At 41.4% G+C, this 17,137-nt stretch carries 19 protein-coding genes and 1 pseudogene; 19 read left to right on the forward strand and 1 reads right to left on the reverse strand.

Going from position 1 to position 17,137, the window contains the following annotated elements:
• The first annotated feature begins 11 nt into the window (after positions 1 to 11).
• From ACO6HM_RS08910 to ACO6HM_RS08980, 15 genes and pseudogenes are all read left to right on the forward strand, one after another.
• Positions 12 to 557 carry a hypothetical protein gene (locus tag ACO6HM_RS08910; protein ID WP_485390705.1) on the forward strand — a complete coding sequence of 182 codons (546 nt, stop codon included), beginning with the start codon at positions 12 to 14 and terminating at the stop codon, positions 555 to 557.
• A 171-nt stretch (positions 558 to 728) separates the two neighbouring features.
• On the forward strand, positions 729 to 1,001 hold the full coding sequence (locus tag ACO6HM_RS08915; RefSeq protein WP_485390706.1) for a type II toxin-antitoxin system RelB/DinJ family antitoxin: 273 nt from the start codon (positions 729 to 731) through the stop codon (positions 999 to 1,001).
• Positions 998 to 1,276 (forward strand): annotated as a pseudogene (locus ACO6HM_RS08920) (type II toxin-antitoxin system YafQ family toxin). The gene ACO6HM_RS08915 and the pseudogene ACO6HM_RS08920 overlap by 4 nt, the downstream one beginning before the upstream one ends.
• Before the next feature lie 268 nt (positions 1,277 to 1,544).
• Positions 1,545 to 1,772 (forward strand): acyl carrier protein, encoded by a 228-nt coding sequence (acpP, locus tag ACO6HM_RS08925; RefSeq protein WP_208429028.1) that lies wholly within the window; start codon positions 1,545 to 1,547, stop codon positions 1,770 to 1,772.
• A gap of 9 nt (positions 1,773 to 1,781) precedes the next feature.
• The gene (gene accB, locus ACO6HM_RS08930) at positions 1,782 to 2,237 is read left to right on the forward strand and encodes an acetyl-CoA carboxylase biotin carboxyl carrier protein (RefSeq protein ID WP_485390707.1); all 456 of its coding nucleotides are present in this window, start codon (positions 1,782 to 1,784) and stop codon (positions 2,235 to 2,237) included.
• Positions 2,230 to 3,558: an acetyl-CoA carboxylase biotin carboxylase subunit gene (locus ACO6HM_RS08935; RefSeq protein WP_485390708.1), complete on the forward strand. Its 1,329-nt coding sequence runs from the start codon at positions 2,230 to 2,232 to the stop codon at positions 3,556 to 3,558. The genes accB and ACO6HM_RS08935 overlap by 8 nt, the downstream gene beginning before the upstream one ends.
• Positions 3,559 to 3,597: 39 nt before the next feature.
• Positions 3,598 to 4,455: an acetyl-CoA carboxylase, carboxyltransferase subunit beta gene (gene accD, locus ACO6HM_RS08940; RefSeq protein WP_485390709.1), complete on the forward strand. Its 858-nt coding sequence runs from the start codon at positions 3,598 to 3,600 to the stop codon at positions 4,453 to 4,455.
• Positions 4,456 to 4,561: 106 nt separating this feature from the next.
• Entirely contained in the window at positions 4,562 to 5,359 is a 798-nt protein-coding gene (gene accA, locus ACO6HM_RS08945; protein ID WP_485390710.1) for an acetyl-CoA carboxylase carboxyl transferase subunit alpha, read from the forward strand.
• A 12-nt stretch (positions 5,360 to 5,371) separates the two neighbouring features.
• Positions 5,372 to 6,328: a beta-ketoacyl-ACP synthase III gene (locus ACO6HM_RS08950; protein WP_485390711.1), complete on the forward strand. Its 957-nt coding sequence runs from the start codon at positions 5,372 to 5,374 to the stop codon at positions 6,326 to 6,328.
• Positions 6,329 to 6,403: 75 nt separating this feature from the next.
• A complete protein-coding gene (locus ACO6HM_RS08955) occupies positions 6,404 to 7,333 on the forward strand; it encodes a DUF561 domain-containing protein (RefSeq protein WP_485390712.1) in 930 nt (309 codons plus the stop codon).
• A gap of 171 nt (positions 7,334 to 7,504) precedes the next feature.
• A complete protein-coding gene (gene fabD / locus ACO6HM_RS08960; RefSeq protein WP_485390713.1) occupies positions 7,505 to 8,446 on the forward strand; it encodes an ACP S-malonyltransferase in 942 nt (313 codons plus the stop codon).
• A gap of 155 nt (positions 8,447 to 8,601) precedes the next feature.
• The gene (gene fabG / locus ACO6HM_RS08965; protein ID WP_485390714.1) at positions 8,602 to 9,336 is read left to right on the forward strand and encodes a 3-oxoacyl-[acyl-carrier-protein] reductase; all 735 of its coding nucleotides are present in this window, start codon (positions 8,602 to 8,604) and stop codon (positions 9,334 to 9,336) included.
• Complete coding sequence (fabF, locus tag ACO6HM_RS08970) at positions 9,333 to 10,574, forward strand: beta-ketoacyl-ACP synthase II (RefSeq protein WP_485390715.1); 1,242 nt, start codon at positions 9,333 to 9,335, stop codon at positions 10,572 to 10,574. The genes fabG and fabF overlap by 4 nt, the downstream gene beginning before the upstream one ends.
• Complete coding sequence (fabZ, locus tag ACO6HM_RS08975) at positions 10,575 to 11,003, forward strand: 3-hydroxyacyl-ACP dehydratase FabZ (RefSeq protein ID WP_485390716.1); 429 nt, start codon at positions 10,575 to 10,577, stop codon at positions 11,001 to 11,003. It abuts the gene before it with no gap.
• A gap of 40 nt (positions 11,004 to 11,043) precedes the next feature.
• Positions 11,044 to 11,484, forward strand: a complete 441-nt coding sequence (locus ACO6HM_RS08980; RefSeq protein ID WP_485390717.1) for a MarR family transcriptional regulator — start codon at positions 11,044 to 11,046, stop codon at positions 11,482 to 11,484.
• A gap of 17 nt (positions 11,485 to 11,501) precedes the next feature.
• Here the strand turns inward: ACO6HM_RS08980 and ACO6HM_RS08985 are convergent, their stop codons facing one another.
• Positions 11,502 to 12,380, reverse strand: coding sequence for a helix-turn-helix domain-containing protein (locus ACO6HM_RS08985; RefSeq protein WP_485390718.1), 879 nt, complete (start codon positions 12,378 to 12,380; stop codon positions 11,502 to 11,504).
• A gap of 257 nt (positions 12,381 to 12,637) precedes the next feature.
• Here ACO6HM_RS08985 and uxuA point away from each other — a divergent pair, with 257 nt between their 5' ends.
• From uxuA to ACO6HM_RS09005, 4 genes are read left to right on the forward strand one after another with little or no spacing between them, the layout of a single operon-like run.
• Positions 12,638 to 13,717, forward strand: coding sequence for a mannonate dehydratase (uxuA, locus tag ACO6HM_RS08990; RefSeq protein WP_485390721.1), 1,080 nt, complete (start codon positions 12,638 to 12,640; stop codon positions 13,715 to 13,717).
• A complete protein-coding gene (locus ACO6HM_RS08995; protein ID WP_485390719.1) occupies positions 13,714 to 15,321 on the forward strand; it encodes a mannitol dehydrogenase family protein in 1,608 nt (535 codons plus the stop codon). Before uxuA ends, ACO6HM_RS08995 begins: the two co-directional genes overlap by 4 nt.
• Before the next feature lie 18 nt (positions 15,322 to 15,339).
• The gene (locus tag ACO6HM_RS09000; protein WP_485390720.1) at positions 15,340 to 15,978 is read left to right on the forward strand and encodes a bifunctional 4-hydroxy-2-oxoglutarate aldolase/2-dehydro-3-deoxy-phosphogluconate aldolase; all 639 of its coding nucleotides are present in this window, start codon (positions 15,340 to 15,342) and stop codon (positions 15,976 to 15,978) included.
• The gene (locus tag ACO6HM_RS09005) at positions 15,978 to 17,084 is read left to right on the forward strand and encodes a sugar kinase (RefSeq protein ID WP_485390722.1); all 1,107 of its coding nucleotides are present in this window, start codon (positions 15,978 to 15,980) and stop codon (positions 17,082 to 17,084) included. The genes ACO6HM_RS09000 and ACO6HM_RS09005 overlap by 1 nt, the downstream gene beginning before the upstream one ends.
• Positions 17,085 to 17,137 lie beyond the last annotated feature (53 nt).

A 17,137-nucleotide genomic window follows, 5' to 3' on the forward strand; every position in this document is an offset into this window, starting at 1 on the left:
AGGGGAAGAGAATGGCAAGATATGAAGTCGGTGCAATCTACAAAATAGACGGAAAAGATAGAACTTATTATGTAAGGCTGTTGACCGGTGATGTTTACGGAGTGTTTGAGCCTATTGACGGAGAGATATGTGAGGAAACCTTTGAGCATACAGGGTACAGGCTTTACATTTCAACAGGTTCTTTTGCCATAAAGAGGGGCTTTTGGGAAAAAGTTATACCATCACCTGATAAGGAAGATACTAGGAGGTGGAGCAGACCGCCGCATTTAGTGGCATTTACGCCTTGGGATATTGAAGGGTCACTTAATAGGTGTAATTCATTTGATGAAAATGGAAATACGGAAATCCTAAGTAAGGAAGAGTATATTGACTGCTTAAAGAAAGGTCTTATCTCAAACATCTTACCTATGTATGAAAATGTTCCCAGTTTCTTAGACAGATCTTATGATAACTGGCCTGAGATTGAAATATACAGTTCGATTTTATATGGTTCTGAAGAGCATAAAAGAAAACAGGCTGAGGCGCTAAAGGAGCTGGGGATTGGGGTTTACGAGTGAGCCAATCGACAAAGTAACAAGGCAACGATAGTAATTAAGGTTATATTCAGAAATGAAGAACTTATAGGAGATGGGGTTTGATGCTGAAGAAGTAAAAAAGGACAATATAATGACAATGTATTGACAACAACCGAAACCATACTATAATATACATTAATGGAGGTGTTTAGTATGGCAACTACAAATTTGAATATCAGAACGGAAAAAGCAATCAAAGATCAGGCAGAAAGTATTTTTAATGAACTCGGGATAAACATGACTACTGCTGTCAATATGTTCTTAAGAACAGCTATTCGCGAACATGGAATTCCTTTTGAACTTAAGCTGGATGTACCCAATGATTCTACAGCGGCTGCAATCGAAGAGGGAAGAAAACTTATGGCTGATCCGGCGGCACCTAGATATTCCAGCATGGAAGAACTTAAGGCGGCGCTTGAAGTATGAAATATGAGGTACAGTTTACCAACCAGTTTTAAAAAGATTTAAAACTTGCGAAAAAACAACATAAGAATCTAGATAAGCTGTTTGAGATAATTAACATTCTGGCGGACGGAGGTACGCTAGATATAAAATACAGAGATCATGCTTTGACAGGAAACTTTAAAGGTGCTCGTGAATGTCACATTGAGCCGGATTGGTTGTTGGTTTATGAGATTTATGGAGATGTACTGGTCTTGATGATTTATAGGATTGGATCACACTCGGAATTGTTCCAATAATAGCATATAAAAATGCCCAGAGAAAACCTCTGGGTATTTTTATGTGCCATTTTCGTCATATTATACTTAATTTGTTATGATTCTCTTATTTTGTTTGAATTTCATTCAAGTATTTAGTTAGAAAAGCAAAAGAAAAAATGATCCACTACTTTTTTTGTTCATATTTTGTTCAAATTTTTTTTCCTTGACATTCATTACAAAGAATGTTATAAAAATATTCGATAAATTTATCTAAATAAATTTAACTAAATTAAGCGAGGTAAAGAAAATGAATTTTGAAAAAGTTAAAGAAGTAATTGTAAATGCTGTAAACATCGATGAAAACAAGATTAAATTAGATTCAAACCTTGAGAGCGACCTTGGACTTGACTCACTTGATGCAGTTGAGCTTGGGATGGCTCTTGAAGAGGAGTTTGGTTTGACAATTGATGAAGACAAGCTTGCTTCATTCAAGACTGTAGAGGATATAGTAAACTTTATTGACAATGCAAACTAAGGATGATTTATGGATATTAAAGATATTTATGAGGTATGGGACAGATTTGAAAAGTCATCTCTAAGTGAACTTAAGCTAAGCCTTGGCGGAGATAACCTTGAACTTAAGAAAGCCAGTGAAGAAGCTGTGATAGAAAGACCTGTAGTGAGGGAAGTATCAAGAACTACAGAGCCTTCTGGAGCAGGTGAAACTCTTAGAAGTGAATACTCTAATCCTAACCATAAAGAGATTAAAGCTCCTTTTGTGGGTACATTTTACCGTTCTGCATCCCCTGAGGCTAAGCCTTATGTGGCAGCTGGTGATGTGGTGAAAAAGGGTGACATACTAGGAATCATTGAAGCTATGAAGATAATGAACGAACTGGTCTCACCATTTTCTGGTAAGATTGTAGAAATCAGGGCAGAAGACGGTAAAATGGCAGAATACAACCAGGTGCTGTTTGTGTTGGAGGAAACTGATGTTTAAAAGAGTGCTGATTGCCAATAGAGGCGAGATAGCAGTACGTATAATAAGATGCCTTAGAGAGCTAAACATTGAAAGTGTTGTGGTTTACTCTGAAGCAGATAAAGAGTCTTTGCCGGTCATGCTTGCCGGCAAGGCTGTATGTATCGGCCCTGCAAGTGCTAAGGAGAGCTACTTAAACGGAGACATCCTCATTGAGGTGGCATTAAAAACAGAATGTGATGCACTTCACCCGGGCTATGGCTTTCTTTCTGAGAATGCTGAATTTGCAAGGAAATGTGAGAACAACGCTATTACCTTCATAGGTCCTTCGGCAGAAATCATTGAGAAAATGGGAGACAAGCAGGCAGCAAGGAAGCTTATGATGGCTGAAAAAGTACCTGTAGTACCGGGCTCTAAGGAGCTTATCTACAGCGAAGAAGAGGCTGTAAGAATGGCAGAAGAAATAGGATATCCTGTGCTTATAAAGGCTAGCGCAGGTGGTGGCGGCAAAGGTATGAGAAGAGCCTACTCGAAAGAGGAGTTAATTAGTGCTTATTCTGCTGCCAAGGCGGAAGCCAAGGCTGCCTTTGGTAATGACAGCATTTATCTGGAAAAGCTGGTGCTAAATCCTCACCATGTTGAGATTCAGATAATGGCAGATAAGAAGGGTAATGTTGTTCACCTGGGCGAAAGAGAATGTTCCATACAGAAAAATAACCAGAAGATGCTTGAAGAATCTCCTGCCTGGTGCTTAAACGATAAGCTAAGGCACAAGATGGGAGAGGTAGCGGTAAAGGCTGCCAAGGCGGCAGGTTACTACAGTGTGGGTACAGTTGAGTTCATTGTAGATGATAAGAAGAACTTTTACTTTATAGAAATGAACACCAGGGTACAGGTAGAACACCCTGTCACTGAGATGGTTACAGGCATTGATATCATCAAGGAGCAGATTAACATAGCGGCAGGAAAGAAGCTCTCTGTTAAGCAGTCTGAGATAAGCTTAAATGGCAGTGCAATAGAGTGTAGAATAAATGCTCTGTCAACAGGCAAGATAACCTGTCTTCATTTTCCGGCGGGCTTCGGAGTAAGGGTTGAGAGCCACCTCTTTGAAGGCTACGAGGTAAGCCCTTATTATGACTCAATGCTTGCCAAAATCATTGTACATGGCAGTACAAGGCTAGAGGCTATAAGGAGGTTGAGGAGAGCCTTAGAGGAGTTAATCATTGATGGAGTGAAGACTAACAGCGAGCTTATGTATATGATAACCTATCAGCCTGATTTTATTACGGGACAGTATAACACGGGCTTTTACGAAAAGAACAAAGACATAATTGAAAAATAAAACAGCCTAATAAGGCTATGACAGGCAGGGAAAGCAAATATGAAAATAGCACAGATATTTTCTATTAAAAAAGATAATCTAAATGCTCTAAGTAAGGCAAGAAGAGAGAAAAATAGTACAACTAAGAAAGAGGCAGTTGCTTGCCCATCTTGTAAGGCGGAAGTATTAAAGGATATGCTTAAGGAGAGTCTGGGAGTTTGTCCTCATTGCGGTTATTATTTCCCTCTTAGCCCTAAGCGAAGACTGGCTATGCTTTCAGATGAAAAGCAGGTAAAGAAGCATTTTCATCCACTTAAATCAGTAAACCCTATAGACTTTCCTGATTATGAGGAGAAGCTCCTTGAAAATAGGGAAAAGACGAAGTTAAGTGATGCCATAGTGACGGAGATTATTAAGATTGATGGCATAACAGCAGCTGTGGGTGTACTGGATGGGAGATTTTTGCTTGGAAGCATGGGAACCGTAGTAGGAGAAGAGATTGCAAGGCTTGCTGAATATGCAGGCAGGAAGAAGCTCCCTCTCATTATCTTTAGTGCAAGCGGTGGAGCCAGGATGCAGGAGGGTATATTTTCTCTTATGCAGATGGCTAAGACTGCAGCGGCTATCAATAAGTTTAAGGAAAAGGGAGGACTCTTCATCTCTGTACTTACCAATCCTACCACAGGAGGAGTGAGTGCGAGTTTTGCTTCACTTGGAGATATAACTATTGCAGAGCCTAAGGCACTTATCTGCTTTGCAGGTCCCAGGGTAATCGAGCAGACTATTGGAGAAAAGCTGCCTGAGGGCTTCCAAAGAGCGGAATTTTTGCTTGAACACGGCAGGCTGGATGCAGTCGTGGAGCGAAAGAACATGAAGGATTGGCTTTCAAAGGTTTTAATGCTTCATGATAAAAGGTAGTTGTCAAAAGAAAATAAATTCTCATTAAAGCAAGCTTGCATCGAATTTTTATACTTTTGATACTTGTATCATAATACAAAATAATCTCTTATGGAGAAAACACTAAATGAAAGATAAGATAAAAACTCCTTATGAAAAGGTGATGTTGGCCAGAGATAAGGACAGGCTCAAGATAACTGACTATATTGATGCTTTGTTTGATGACTTTGTAGAGCTTAAAGGAGATGGGATTACAGGAGAGGACAGTGCTATCCTTGGAGGAATAGCATTTTACCATGGGCTTCCTGTAACGGTTATAGGACATAAAAAAGGTAGTTCTACAGAAGAAAACATAGATTGCAACTTTGGAATGGCCTCTCCTGAAGGCTACAGGAAGGCCGCCAGGCTTATGAAACAGGCGGAGAAGTTTAATAGACCTGTAATTACCATAGTAGACACGCCTGGAGCCTATCCAGGACTTATGGCTGAGGCAAACGGGCAGGCCAATGCAATAGCCGAAAATCTCGCCCTTATGAGCAGTCTAAAAGTTCCTATAATTGCCGTTATAACAGGAGAAGGCAGTAGCGGAGGAGCGCTTGGAATCGCTGTTGCAGACAGAGTATTTATGCTTGAAAATGCAGTCTATTCCATACTATCTCCTGAAGGCTTTGCCTCCATACTCTGGAAGGACAGCAAGAAGGCAGATGAAGCGGCAAAACTGATGAAACTTACAGCTACTGAGCTTCTTAACTATGGTATCATAGACGGTATTATTACAGAGGGTTCTAAACTCATTATAAATATGGATGAGATGATATATGGGGAGCTTACAAGCCTGCTAAAACAAAAGGAAGAAAGTCTCCTAAAGAACAGGTACAAGAAGTTTAGGGAAATAGACAAGGAAAAGAGAGCCGTAAAGGCTTAACGGAGGTAAAACTTGGGAGTACTTAGGTTTGTATCAACCGGCAAGGCTTTGCCTAAGAAAATGGTTACAAATGAGGATATATCTAAGATAGTGGATACCTCTGATGAATGGATTAGAACAAGAACAGGAATCGAGAAGAGATATTATTGTGAAGATGAAAGCTGTACTGACCTTGCTATAGAGGCTGCAAAGACCGCTGTAAAAAGGGGACTTGAAAGGGACAGTGAGTTTAGCACAGACAAAATTGGGCTGCTTATAGTGGCTACCACAAGTGCAGACTATGCATTTCCAAGCACTGCCTGTATGGTGGGAAAGGCTCTTAATCTAAAGGGAAATGTAATGGCCTATGATTTAAGTGCTGCCTGCAGCGGCTTCATCTATGGTTTGCAAAATGCCAAGGCATTGCTAAGTGAAATAGATAATAAATACGCCTTAGTTATCGGAAGTGAGAAGATGTCCAAGCTCCTTGACTTTACGGACAGAAGTACCTGCGTCCTCTTTGGTGACGGAGCGGCGGCGGCTCTCGTTAAGCTTGAAGACAGGGAAGGTGTTAGCTATATCCGTTCCTATTCTGACGGAAATGACGAAGATTTAATCTGCGGTGGCATAGCTTCTAAGGACAGCTTCCTAAAAATGAAGGGGCAGTCTGTATTTAAGTTTGCAGTCAGAGCCATAAAGCAGAGTGTGGATGAGGTTTTAGATAGAGCAGGGCTTGATATGGGCGACATAGACTATGTTATCTGTCATCAGGCTAATGCTAGAATAATTGATTTTGTAAAGAAGAATTACGAAGGACACGAAGATAAGTTTTATCAAAATGTAGCAGACTATGCCAATACCTCTGCGGCAAGTGTGGGACTTGCTCTCGATGACTTGATTGAAAGCGGAGATATAAAAAGCGGAATGAAGATTGTCTTAGTTGGCTTTGGTGCGGGACTTACCTGGAGTGCCGGAGTATTTGAAATATAGACTTGCTTAAGGTATGAACAAAGCAAAACTATATATTAGAGTGGAATATAAATCAGAGCTTGGAAAGGAAGAGCTATGAAGAAGATAAATGAAATTTTAGGTATCAAATATCCTTTTATTCAGGGTGGAATGGCAAATGTCGCAACAGGAGAGTTTGCTGCGGCAGTATCCAATGCTGGAGGACTGGGACTTATAGGTTCAGGCGGTATGAACCCTTCTATGCTTCGTGAGAATATAAGAAGGTGTAAGGAGCTTACCAAAGAGAAATTTGGTGTAAATCTTATGCTTATGCACCCTCAGATAGACGAGCTTGCAGCTATAGTCCTTGAAGAAGATGTGAATATAGTAACTACCGGAGCGGGTATGCCTAAAAAATACATTAAGGACTGGAAGGCTAAGGGGATGTTTGTAATGCCTGTGGTAGCAAGTCCAATGCTCGCTAAAAGGCTTGAAGATATGGGGGCCGATGCCATAGTCGCAGAGGGAACTGAAAGCGGAGGCCATGTAGGAGAGATGACAACTATGGCTCTGGTACCTAGAGTAGTAGATACAGTAAACATCCCTGTAATTGCAGCAGGTGGAATAGCGGGTGGACGACAGCTTGCGGCGGCTTATGCACTTGGAGCAAGTGGAGTACAGCTTGGAACCTGTCTCCTCGTATCTAAAGAGTGCCCAATTCATGAGAACTACAAGAATGCGATAATAAATGCCAGGGACAATGACAGTGTAGTTACAGGAAGAATAGCCGGCACACCGGTAAGAATCCTTAAAAATGAAATGTCAAAAGAGTATGTAAGGCTTGAGAAAGAGGGTAAGGATAAGATGGAGCTTGAGCATTTTACCCTCGGAGCACTTAGAAAGGCCGTATTTGACGGAGATGTAACCAATGGCTCCCTTATGGCAGGACAGGTTGCAGGAGGCCTTACGGAAATAAGAAGCATCAGCGAAATATTTAAGTCAATGGATGAAGAATATAGGGAAGTAATTAAGAGTCTACAAGCGTAGAATGATTATTGGCGTTAAATAATTATAACTTAGGTAAACATTCAAAGCAGAGTTTGATATTATAAATAACAGACTATGATATTAGAATTAGTTAAAATGTAAAGCTTGCTAAGTTAATTTTGCTGGTGAGATTAGTGATAGCTTTTTGAAGAAGTTTTGAAAGGATGAAATATGGGCAAGGTTTGTTTTTTATATGCGGGACAGGGAAGCCAAAAGGTAGGAATGGGAGCTGATATCTATGAAGCTTATCCTACATTTAAGAAGGTGATTGATGGTATAGAGCTTGATTTTGACCTAAAAAAGCTTATGTTTCACGGAGAAGAGAGTGAGCTTTCAAAAACAAGATATACCCAGCCCTCTATGTCAGCCTTTGCTGCAGGGGTTACAGAGATACTTAAGGAAAATGGAATAGCTCCTGACGGTGCACTTGGGTTAAGCCTTGGGGAGTACGGTGCACTTTATGCGGCAGGAGTAATTGACCTTAACGAATACATCCCTCTTACAGCCTTTAGAGGCAAGGCTATGGAAGAGGCTGCAAAGGGCAAAAATACTGTTATGAGTGCAGTACTTGGACTTGAAGCTAAGAAGATAGAAGAGGTATGCGCGGCTGTAGAAGGCTTTGTAGAGGTTACCAATTATAACTGTCCCGGACAGTATGTAATCTGCGGAGAGGAAGAGGCAGTGATTAGGGCTGAGGAAGGGCTTAAAGAGGCAGGAGCAAAGAGATGTATAAGGCTTAATGTAACAGCACCTTTTCATACAAAGCTTCTAAAAGAGGCAGGAGAGAAGCTTAGCGAGTATTTTAGCAAAATGACATTTAACGAGCCTAAGATTAGTTTGGCGCTCAATCTCACAGGGAAACTCTATGAGAAGGGTGATAACCTTAAGGATATAATGGCAAAGCAGGCTCAGAGTGCAATCCATTTTGAAGACTGTGCTAAGGCTATGCTAAATGAAGGCTTTGACAGATTCATAGAAATAGGACCCGGCAATGTGCTTTCAGGCTTTGTAAAAAAGACAGCAGCTGCAATAGGGGCTAAGGCAGATATTATTACCATTCAGAATAAAGAAGATTTGGAAAAAGTTATAGGTAACAGACTTGTTATCCAATAAAGTATAAAGATGGGAAGTAGTATAGATGTAACTTTTTAGATTAACAAATTTTTGCTTACTATCGTAATTGCGGGACTTATTGCTTGATTATGATATTAAGAGGAAGTTTTGTGTATAATCCGGTTAAAATATTGCTAACAATTATAGGAGATTTTATGAATAAAACAGCGGTTATAACAGGAGGCAGTAAGGGCATAGGAAGAGCTATCTGCCTAAGGCTTGCAAAGGATGGATTTAACATAGCATTTAGCTATAACGGTCATCCTGAACTGGCAGAGGAAACTATGAAGCTCTGTGAAAGCGAAGGAGTTAAGGCAAAAGCCTACAAGGTGGATGTGGCGGACAGTACAGCTAGCAAAGAGTGGATGGAGGAAGTAAGCTCTGAGTTTGGAAGTGTGGATGTACTTATCAACAATGCAGGAATAACCAAGGATGGTTTACTCATAAAGATGAAGGATGAAGACCTGGATGCAGTCCTTGATGTAAACCTAAAGGGTAGCTTTTACATGATGCGTGAAGCGGCTAAAATTATGCTTAAGCAAAAGTCAGGTAAAATAGTAAATATCAGCAGTGTGGTAGGAGTTATAGGCAATGCAGGTCAGGTGAATTACTCTGCGACAAAGGCAGGGGTAATCGGTATGACAAAGTCTCTAGCGAGGGAGCTTGCAGGCAGGAGAATAAATGTCAACGCAGTAGCACCCGGTATGATAGAGACAGATATGACAAAGGCTATGTCTGAGAAGGCAAGAGAGGCTGTCATAGAAGGAATTCCTTTTAAGGAAATGGGTAAACCTGAGGAAATAGCTTCAGTTGTATCCTTTCTTGCAGGAGAAGACAGCAATTATATCACAGGTCAGGTAATCTGTGCAGACGGAGGTATGAGTATATGAGAAGGGTAGTAATTACAGGTCTTGGAGCCATTACTCCTATCGGAAATGACATAAACAGCCTGTGGGAGTCTGTAAAGGCTGGGAAATGCGGTATCGATAAGATTACGCACTATGATATAACAGATAAGAAGATAAGCCTTGCAGGAGAGGTAAAGGGCTTTAATCCTGAGGACTTTATAGATAAAAAAGAGGTAAGAAGGATGGACAGGGTAACTCAGTTTGCCCTTGTAGCAGCAAAAGAAGCTATGGCTGACAGCGGTATCGACCTTGACAAGGTGGACAGGAACAGGTTTGGAGTAGTATTTTCAAGCGGTATCGGTGGAATAGATACCATAGAAAAAGAAACGGTGAAAGGGCATGAAAAGGGAAACTATGAGAAGATTTCTCCGTTTTTCATCCCTATGATAATAGCGAATATGTCAGCAGGACAGATAGCAATAGCCTTTGGCCTTCATGGAATGTGTACCTCCCCTGTGACAGCCTGTGCAAGCTCAACCAATGCTATAGGAGATGCTTTCAGACAGATAAGGGACGGTTATGCTGAGTATATGCTTTGCGGAGGAAGTGAGGCTTCCATAACTGAACTTGGAATCGGAGGCTTTGCCTCTATGAATGCCCTTAGCAAGTCTACTGAGAAGGACAGGGCGTCTATTCCTTTTGATAAAGAAAGAAACGGCTTTGTTATGGGAGAAGGCGGTGGAGTGCTTATCTTAGAGGAGCTTTCACATGCACTAAAGAGAGGCGCCAAGATATATGCTGAGGTAGTAGGCTATGGCTCAACCTGTGATGCCAGCCATATTACAGCTCCTATAGAGGATGGAAGCGTGGCTGCAGCCTGCTTTAAGGCAGCCCTTGATGATGCAGGTCTTAAAACTGCGGATGTAGACTATATAAATGCACACGGAACCTCAACCCCATTAAATGATAAATGTGAGACTAAGGCTATAAGACTTGCCTTTGGTGAGGATGCAAATAAGCTCATGGTAAGCTCAACCAAGGCGATGACAGGACATATGTTAGGAGCTGCGGGGGCAGTTGAGGGCATAATCACAGTACTGGGACTTAAGGAGGGCTTCGTTCCTGCAACCATAAACTACAGGGAAAAGGATGAGGAATGTGACCTTGACATAGTACCAAACGAAGGCAGAAACAAGGATATAAAGGTAGCACTTTCAAACTCTCTTGGCTTTGGCGGTCACAATGCCACAGTGGTTTTTAAGAAATATGAGGAGGCTTAAATGGAGCTTAATTCACGCGAAATAATGGAAATACTTCCACATAGATACCCATTTTTACTTGTGGATAAAATAACAGAACTGGAAGCAGGAGTAAAGGCAGTTGGAATTAAAAATGTCACAGCCAATGAAATGCACTTTTTGGGACATTTTCCGGGCAATCCCATTATGCCGGGAGTACTAATCCTCGAGGCTCTTGCCCAAACAGGGGCGGTAGCCCTGCTTTCTGAAGAAGAAAACAAGGGTAAGCTTGTGTTTTTCGGTGGTGTAAAGTCTGCAAGATTTAGAAAACAGGTGGTTCCCGGAGATGTGCTAGAGCTTCACTGTGAGATAATAAAAAGAAGAGGAAGTGTAGGTATCGGTTCAGCTAAGGCCCTTGTAGACGGAGTGGTTGCAGCTGAGGCGGAACTTACATTTGCAATAGAGAGATAGAGTTGATATACTGATTATTAAAGCTTGGAGGTGGCTATTTATGTTATATGACTCCTTTAATAAGGTATACACAAAATTTAAAATGCATTTTTATAAAGAAGTGTTTAAGAAATGGAGAGACAGGGAAGCGTCTTTAACCACAGTGGAAACATTTTGCATGGAGATAATCCATGCTCTGGGAAAGCCTACAGTTAGCGAATTTGCAAGTTTTACAAGTCTTTCTTCCGCCAATGCGGCGGATAAGATAAATAATCTTGTGAAAAAAGGTTATTTAAACAAGGTGCAGTCAGCTGATGACAAGCGTATCTATTACCTTGAAGTAACCAAAAAATACATTGATTATTACAATATTAGCTATCAGTACCTAAAAGAAGTCATGGGTAAGCTTGAAGACCGCTTTACCTCTGAGGAGAATAAGGTACTTGAGAAGATGCTTAGGGTGATGTCTGAGGAGATAATGAAGGAAGAAGGAATGGACTAAGGGGCGGATAATTTGGTTTATGTACGTTCTGGTACCGCCGCCGATTCCTTAAATTCCTTTGGAGATATGCCATATTCTTTTTTGAACGCCCGATAAAAGCTTGAGTAATCGCCAAAACCACAATTTAAATAAGCGGAACTGATGTCAGAACCGGTTGCAATAGAGGCTTTACAGAGAATTAAACGTTTTTTGGTCACGTATTGATGGACTGAAAGCCCCATCTGTGTTTTGAATATATGAGCAATATGATATTTACTTACATAGAAATTTTCTGCAATAGCTCTTAGTGAAACATCTTCGTATATATGAGCTTCTATGTAACTTAAAATATTTTGATACAGAGAACTTTCCTCTTTCTCAGGAACCGGGTTTTCTGACTCGTATATCATTCTTGACAGAGTCATAATAAGGTTGTTTACACAGACAGATATCATGGTTCTTTGACCAAACCGCCTGGTATGGAGTTCCTCAAGGAGAGCGATGATTTTGCTCTGAATAGCATTAAAGGAAATAATGTCAAAATGATATATATATTTTTGGGTATTGTACGGCAATCTGAAAAGATAACCGAAATCTGATGATATTTTCAAAAGGTCTTTATAAAATCTTTTACTTATCCAGAATACAAAACGTTGATAAGGCGTCTCCCAATTTTTTATGATTGGGTGATGCCTTGTTCCCGGAGGAATAAGGATGATATCTCCGGAGGAAAGCGGATGCTCCGTACCGTCTATATTTATGGAAACATTTCCTTTGATAAAAAAATAAAATTCATAATAATCATGAGAATGATTTCTAACATTTTTAATATCTGTATCCGAATAATAAAAAAGTTCAAAGTCTTCAGCCAACATGTACTGGCGAGGGCTGAATTCAGTACGCAGTTTCTTATTCATTTTAATTTCCTTTTCTCTGGATGTTTTATTGTAAGCTCTGGTGGATTTCGTTGAGATTTATATATATTTTAGCAATAAACAGCAATTTTTGCAATATACATAGCAACTAAGCCAATGGAATATAAGTATTACCGGATTTATACTTTAATTAAACAGGTTTAAGCATATTATATACAAATTATTCACTCCGTATGTCACGGTTCATCGACTGCTTTGATATTGTCCGTGACTATGGAGAATTTCAAGGAGGCTTTGCTATGGAAATGACGTTAAGATGGTACGGTTCAAAGTTCGACACGGTTACTTTAAAGCAGATAAGGCAGATTCCTGGAGTAAAGGGCGTTATTACAACTCTTTATGATACAAAGCCGGGTGAGGTCTGGACAAGGGAAGCTATAAAGGCAATGAAGGATGAGGTCGAGGCTTCGGGTCTTCATGTGGCTGGAATAGAGAGCGTGAACGTGCATGAGGCGATTAAGACGGGTTCGGCTGACAGGGATATGTATATAGACAATTATATAAAATGCCTTGAGAATCTGGGTGAAGAGGACATTCATCTTGTATGCTATAATTTCATGCCCGTATTTGACTGGACAAGAACAGAGCTCGCGAGAATGAGAGAGGACGGCTCGACCGTGCTTGCCTATACGCAGGAGGCTGTGGATAAGCTTAACCCGGAGAAAATGTTTGAGTCTATCGCGGGGGATATGAACGGTACCGTAATGCCGGGCTGGGAACCGGACAGACTTGAGCGGGTGAAGGAACTTTTTCAGATGTACAAGGATATTGACGATGAAAAACTTTTTCTCAACCTTAAATATTTTCTTGAGAGGATTATGCCTGTTTGTGACAAGTATGATATTAACATGGCTATTCATCCCGACGATCCGGCATGGAGTGTTTTCGGACTTCCGAGAATAATTATCAATAAAACAAATATTTTGAGAATGATGAAGATGGTTGATAATTCTCATAACGGTGTTACCTTCTGCTCCGGCTCATACGGTACGAATCTTGAGAACGATTTGCCGGATATGATACGTTCTCTCAAAGGAAGAATACATTTTGCCCATGTAAGAAATCTCAAGTTTAACAGTCCAACCGATTTTGAGGAAGCAGCTCATTTATCCTCGGATGGAAATTTCGATATGTACGAGATTATGAAGGCTTTATATGAAACAGGCTTTAACGGCCCTATAAGACCGGATCACGGAAGAATGATATGGGACGAGGTGGCCATGCCGGGCTACGGCTTATATGACAGGGCTCTCGGAGCGGCTTATTTGAACGGGCTTTGGGAAGCTATAGAGAAGAGTCACGAAAGGGGAATACAGTGAAGTTAAATGAAAATGGCTTAAAAAATAGGTCGGAATGGGAAAAAAAAGGGTACGAGCTTCCTAAGTATGACCGATTCGATATGATTAAAAAAACAAAGGAAAATCCGTGCTGGGTTCATTTCGGAGCTGGAAATATATTCAGGGCATTTCACGCGGATATAGCCGAGAAACTTTTGAATGAGGGCATGGCAGACAGAGGAATTACAGTAGTTGAGGGCTATGATTACGAGATTATTGAAAAAAAGTACCGCCCTAATGATGATTATTCGATTACTGTAGTCCTAAAAGCAGACGGAAGTGTTGATAAGAAAGTTATAGGCTCCGTAGGAGAGTCGCTTATTTTAGATTCAGGCAATGAGGTGGAATTTAACAGGCTTAAAGAGATTTTTAGAAAAGCTTCTTTACAGCTTGCGACTTTTACGATTACGGAAAAAGGTTATTCGGTCACGGACGCTAAGGGTGATATTCTTCCTTCAGTAAAAGCGGATATTGAAGCGGGAGTGGATAAGCCACAGAGCTATATAGGAAAGGTTGCAGCGCTTTTATATGAGAGATACAAGGCGGGAGAAAAGCCTATTGCTATGGTGTCTACGGATAACTGCTCTCATAACGGTGACAAGCTTCATATGGCTATAGAGTGTTTTGCCAAAGGCTGGACTGAAAACGGTTCGTTGGAGAAAGGCTTTTATGACTATATAAATGACAGGAGCAAGGTATCTTTTCCATGTACAATGATTGACAAAATTACTCCGAGACCTGATGCTTCGGTGGAGGCAATGTTAAAGGCTGACGGAGTAGAGGAGCTAGAGCCGGTTGTGACGAGTAAGAATACCTATGTGTCTTCGTTTGTAAATGCGGAGGAAACAGGCTACCTGGTTATAGAGGATTCTTTCCCTAATGGTTGTCCACCTCTTGAAAAAGGCGGTGTGATTTTTACCGACAGGGAAACTGTGGATAAGGTTGAGAAGATGAAGGTGTGTACCTGTCTTAATCCGCTTCACACAGCACTTGCAATATTTGGTTGCGTTTTGGGTTATGAAAAAATTTCCGAGGAGATGAAAGATACGGAACTTGTAAAGCTTATTGAAGGAATAGGATATAAGGAGGGACTTCCGGTAGTCGTTAATCCGGGGGTTTTAAACCCTTCGGATTTTATAGACACGGTGCTCAAAGTTCGCCTGCCTAATCCTTTTATGCCTGATACGCCACAGAGAATAGCTACCGATACTTCTCAGAAACTTGCAATAAGGTTCGGCGAAACTATTAAAAATTATGAGAAGGCGGGGCTCGAGCCTAAGAACCTGAAGCTTATTCCTTTGGTGTTCGCAGGGTGGCTCAGGTATCTTATGGCTGTTGATGACGGAGGCAGGGCTTTTGAGTTAAGTCCAGACCCGCTGCTTGAAATTATAAGGCCTTATGTGGAGAATATTAAGCTTGGCGACACGGTAAATGACAGTGCACTTTGTGAGCTTTTAAGTAATGAGAAAATTTTCGGAACAGATTTGTATGAAGCGGGGCTTGCGAATAAGACAGTGGAATATTTTAATGAGTTGATAGCAGGAGAAGGGGCTGTGAGAGCGACTTTAAAAAAGTATGTGGGATAGGAAGGAGAAAACTATTTTATGAACACGATTTTTGAAAAATTCAGAAAAATAGGAATTATTCCGGTAGTTGTACTTGAGGACTCAAAGGATGCTAAGCCTCTAGGAAAGGCTCTTATGGAGGGGGGACTTCCTTGTGCCGAGGTGACTTTCAGAACGGCGGCTGCCGAGGAATCGATTAAAATAATGGCGGAGAAGTTTCCGGATATGCTTGTGGGAGCGGGAACTGTGCTTACTCTCGAGCAGGCAGACAGAGCAGTAGCGGCTGGAGCCAAGTTTATAGTAAGTCCGGGACTTAATCCGGATGTTGTTGCACACTGCGTAAAAAAAGGAATTCCTATAACTCCCGGAACCTGTACACCGTCGGATGTGGAAAAGGCACTTACCTTTGGACTTGATGTGGTAAAATTTTTCCCTGCAGAGCCTGCAGGAGGACTTAATTTTATAAAAGCAATTGCGGCTCCTTATGTCGGAGTGAAATTTATGCCTACCGGCGGAATTAACGCAGGGAATGTAAGAGATTATTTAAAATACGACAGAATAGTAGCCTGTGGCGGAAGCTGGATGGTTAAAGGTGATTTAATCAAGGCGGGAGACTTTGAAAAAATAAGAAAGCTTACTGCGGAAGCTGCAGAGATAGTAAAGGAGATTAGGGGATGATGAAAACGGATTTAATAATAAGGCCTGAGAATGAGTGTAAATATGATGCGGTGTCGCTCGGCGAGGTAATGTTAAGACTTGATCCCGGAGAAGGACGAATTCGTACTGCAAGGCAGTTTCGTGCCTGGGAAGGCGGCGGAGAGTACAATGTGGTAAGGGGACTTCGCAGATGTTTCGGACTTCGTACAGGAGTGATTACGGCATTTGCCGACAATGAAGTGGGAATGCTTATGGAGGACTTTATTCTCCAGGGTGGAGTGGACACCTCGCTTATCAAGTGGATGAAAACCGATGGAATAGGCAGGATTTGCAGAAATGGAATCAACTTTACAGAAAGAGGCTTCGGTATAAGGGGAGCGGTGGGCTGCTCGGACAGGGCAAATACCGCCATATCTAAAGCAACGCCTGCGGATTTTGATTTTGAGCGTATATTCGGAATTTTGGGAGTAAGATGGTTACATACGGGAGGCATATACGCGGCTCTATCAGAGCAGTCCTGCGAAACCGTTATTGAGGCTATTAAGACGGCGAAAAAGTATGGAACCGTAGTATCTTATGACCTTAATTACAGACCGTCCATGTGGAGTGCTATCGGAGGGCTTAAGAAGGCTCAGGAGGTAAATAAGGAAATCGCCAAATATGTGGACGTAATGATAGGAAACGAGGAGGACTTTACGGCGTGTCTCGGCTTTGAAATAGAAGGAAACGACGAGAATTTAAAGGAGCTTAATATAGAGGGCTACAAGAAGATGATAGAAGAGGCGGTTAAGGTTTATCCTAATTTCAAGGCGGTAGCAACAACGCTTCGCACCGTAAGAACTGCGACGGTAAACGACTGGTCGGCTTTATGCTTCGGAAACTGCGGAGAAATATACAAGGCTAAACAGTATGACGGACTTGAGATTATGGACAGAGTAGGCGGTGGAGATTCGTTTGCTTCCGGCCTCATTTACGGGCTTATGACCACAGGAGACGCAGAAATAGCAGTGAACTACGGTGCTGCTCACGGAGCTTTGGCAATGACTACTCCGGGAGATACGACGATGGCTTCAAAGAAAGAAGTTGAGGCTCTTATGGGAGGAGCCGGTGCGAGAGTGCAGAGGTAAGATTGAAAATGAAAAGTAGAGGGTATCCATTCCCTTAATCGCATGACAAACAA

This window comes from Catonella sp. (genome assembly GCF_057250765.1).

Excerpts from the sequence above, each read along its gene's own strand:
- accD (WP_485390709.1), top strand. The coding sequence starts at position 3,598 with ATGAAAATAGCACAGATATTTTCTATTAAAAAAGATAATCTAAATGCT.
- ACO6HM_RS08935 (WP_485390708.1), top strand. The coding sequence starts at position 2,230 with ATGTTTAAAAGAGTGCTGATTGCCAATAGAGGCGAGATAGCAGTACGT.
- fabF (WP_485390715.1), top strand. The coding sequence starts at position 9,333 with ATGAGAAGGGTAGTAATTACAGGTCTTGGAGCCATTACTCCTATCGGA.
- ACO6HM_RS08980 (WP_485390717.1), top strand. The coding sequence starts at position 11,044 with ATGTTATATGACTCCTTTAATAAGGTATACACAAAATTTAAAATGCAT.
- ACO6HM_RS08910 (WP_485390705.1), top strand. The coding sequence starts at position 12 with ATGGCAAGATATGAAGTCGGTGCAATCTACAAAATAGACGGAAAAGAT.
- fabD (WP_485390713.1), top strand. The coding sequence starts at position 7,505 with ATGGGCAAGGTTTGTTTTTTATATGCGGGACAGGGAAGCCAAAAGGTA.
- ACO6HM_RS09000 (WP_485390720.1), top strand. The coding sequence starts at position 15,340 with ATGAACACGATTTTTGAAAAATTCAGAAAAATAGGAATTATTCCGGTA.
- ACO6HM_RS09005 (WP_485390722.1), top strand. The coding sequence starts at position 15,978 with ATGAAAACGGATTTAATAATAAGGCCTGAGAATGAGTGTAAATATGAT.
- accA (WP_485390710.1), top strand. The coding sequence starts at position 4,562 with ATGAAAGATAAGATAAAAACTCCTTATGAAAAGGTGATGTTGGCCAGA.
- ACO6HM_RS08955 (WP_485390712.1), top strand. The coding sequence starts at position 6,404 with ATGAAGAAGATAAATGAAATTTTAGGTATCAAATATCCTTTTATTCAG.
- acpP (WP_208429028.1), top strand. The coding sequence starts at position 1,545 with ATGAATTTTGAAAAAGTTAAAGAAGTAATTGTAAATGCTGTAAACATC.
- ACO6HM_RS08915 (WP_485390706.1), top strand. The coding sequence starts at position 729 with ATGGCAACTACAAATTTGAATATCAGAACGGAAAAAGCAATCAAAGAT.
- uxuA (WP_485390721.1), top strand. The coding sequence starts at position 12,638 with ATGGAAATGACGTTAAGATGGTACGGTTCAAAGTTCGACACGGTTACT.
- fabZ (WP_485390716.1), top strand. The coding sequence starts at position 10,575 with ATGGAGCTTAATTCACGCGAAATAATGGAAATACTTCCACATAGATAC.
- ACO6HM_RS08985 (WP_485390718.1), bottom strand. The coding sequence starts at position 12,380 with ATGAATAAGAAACTGCGTACTGAATTCAGCCCTCGCCAGTACATGTTG.
- accB (WP_485390707.1), top strand. The coding sequence starts at position 1,782 with ATGGATATTAAAGATATTTATGAGGTATGGGACAGATTTGAAAAGTCA.
- fabG (WP_485390714.1), top strand. The coding sequence starts at position 8,602 with ATGAATAAAACAGCGGTTATAACAGGAGGCAGTAAGGGCATAGGAAGA.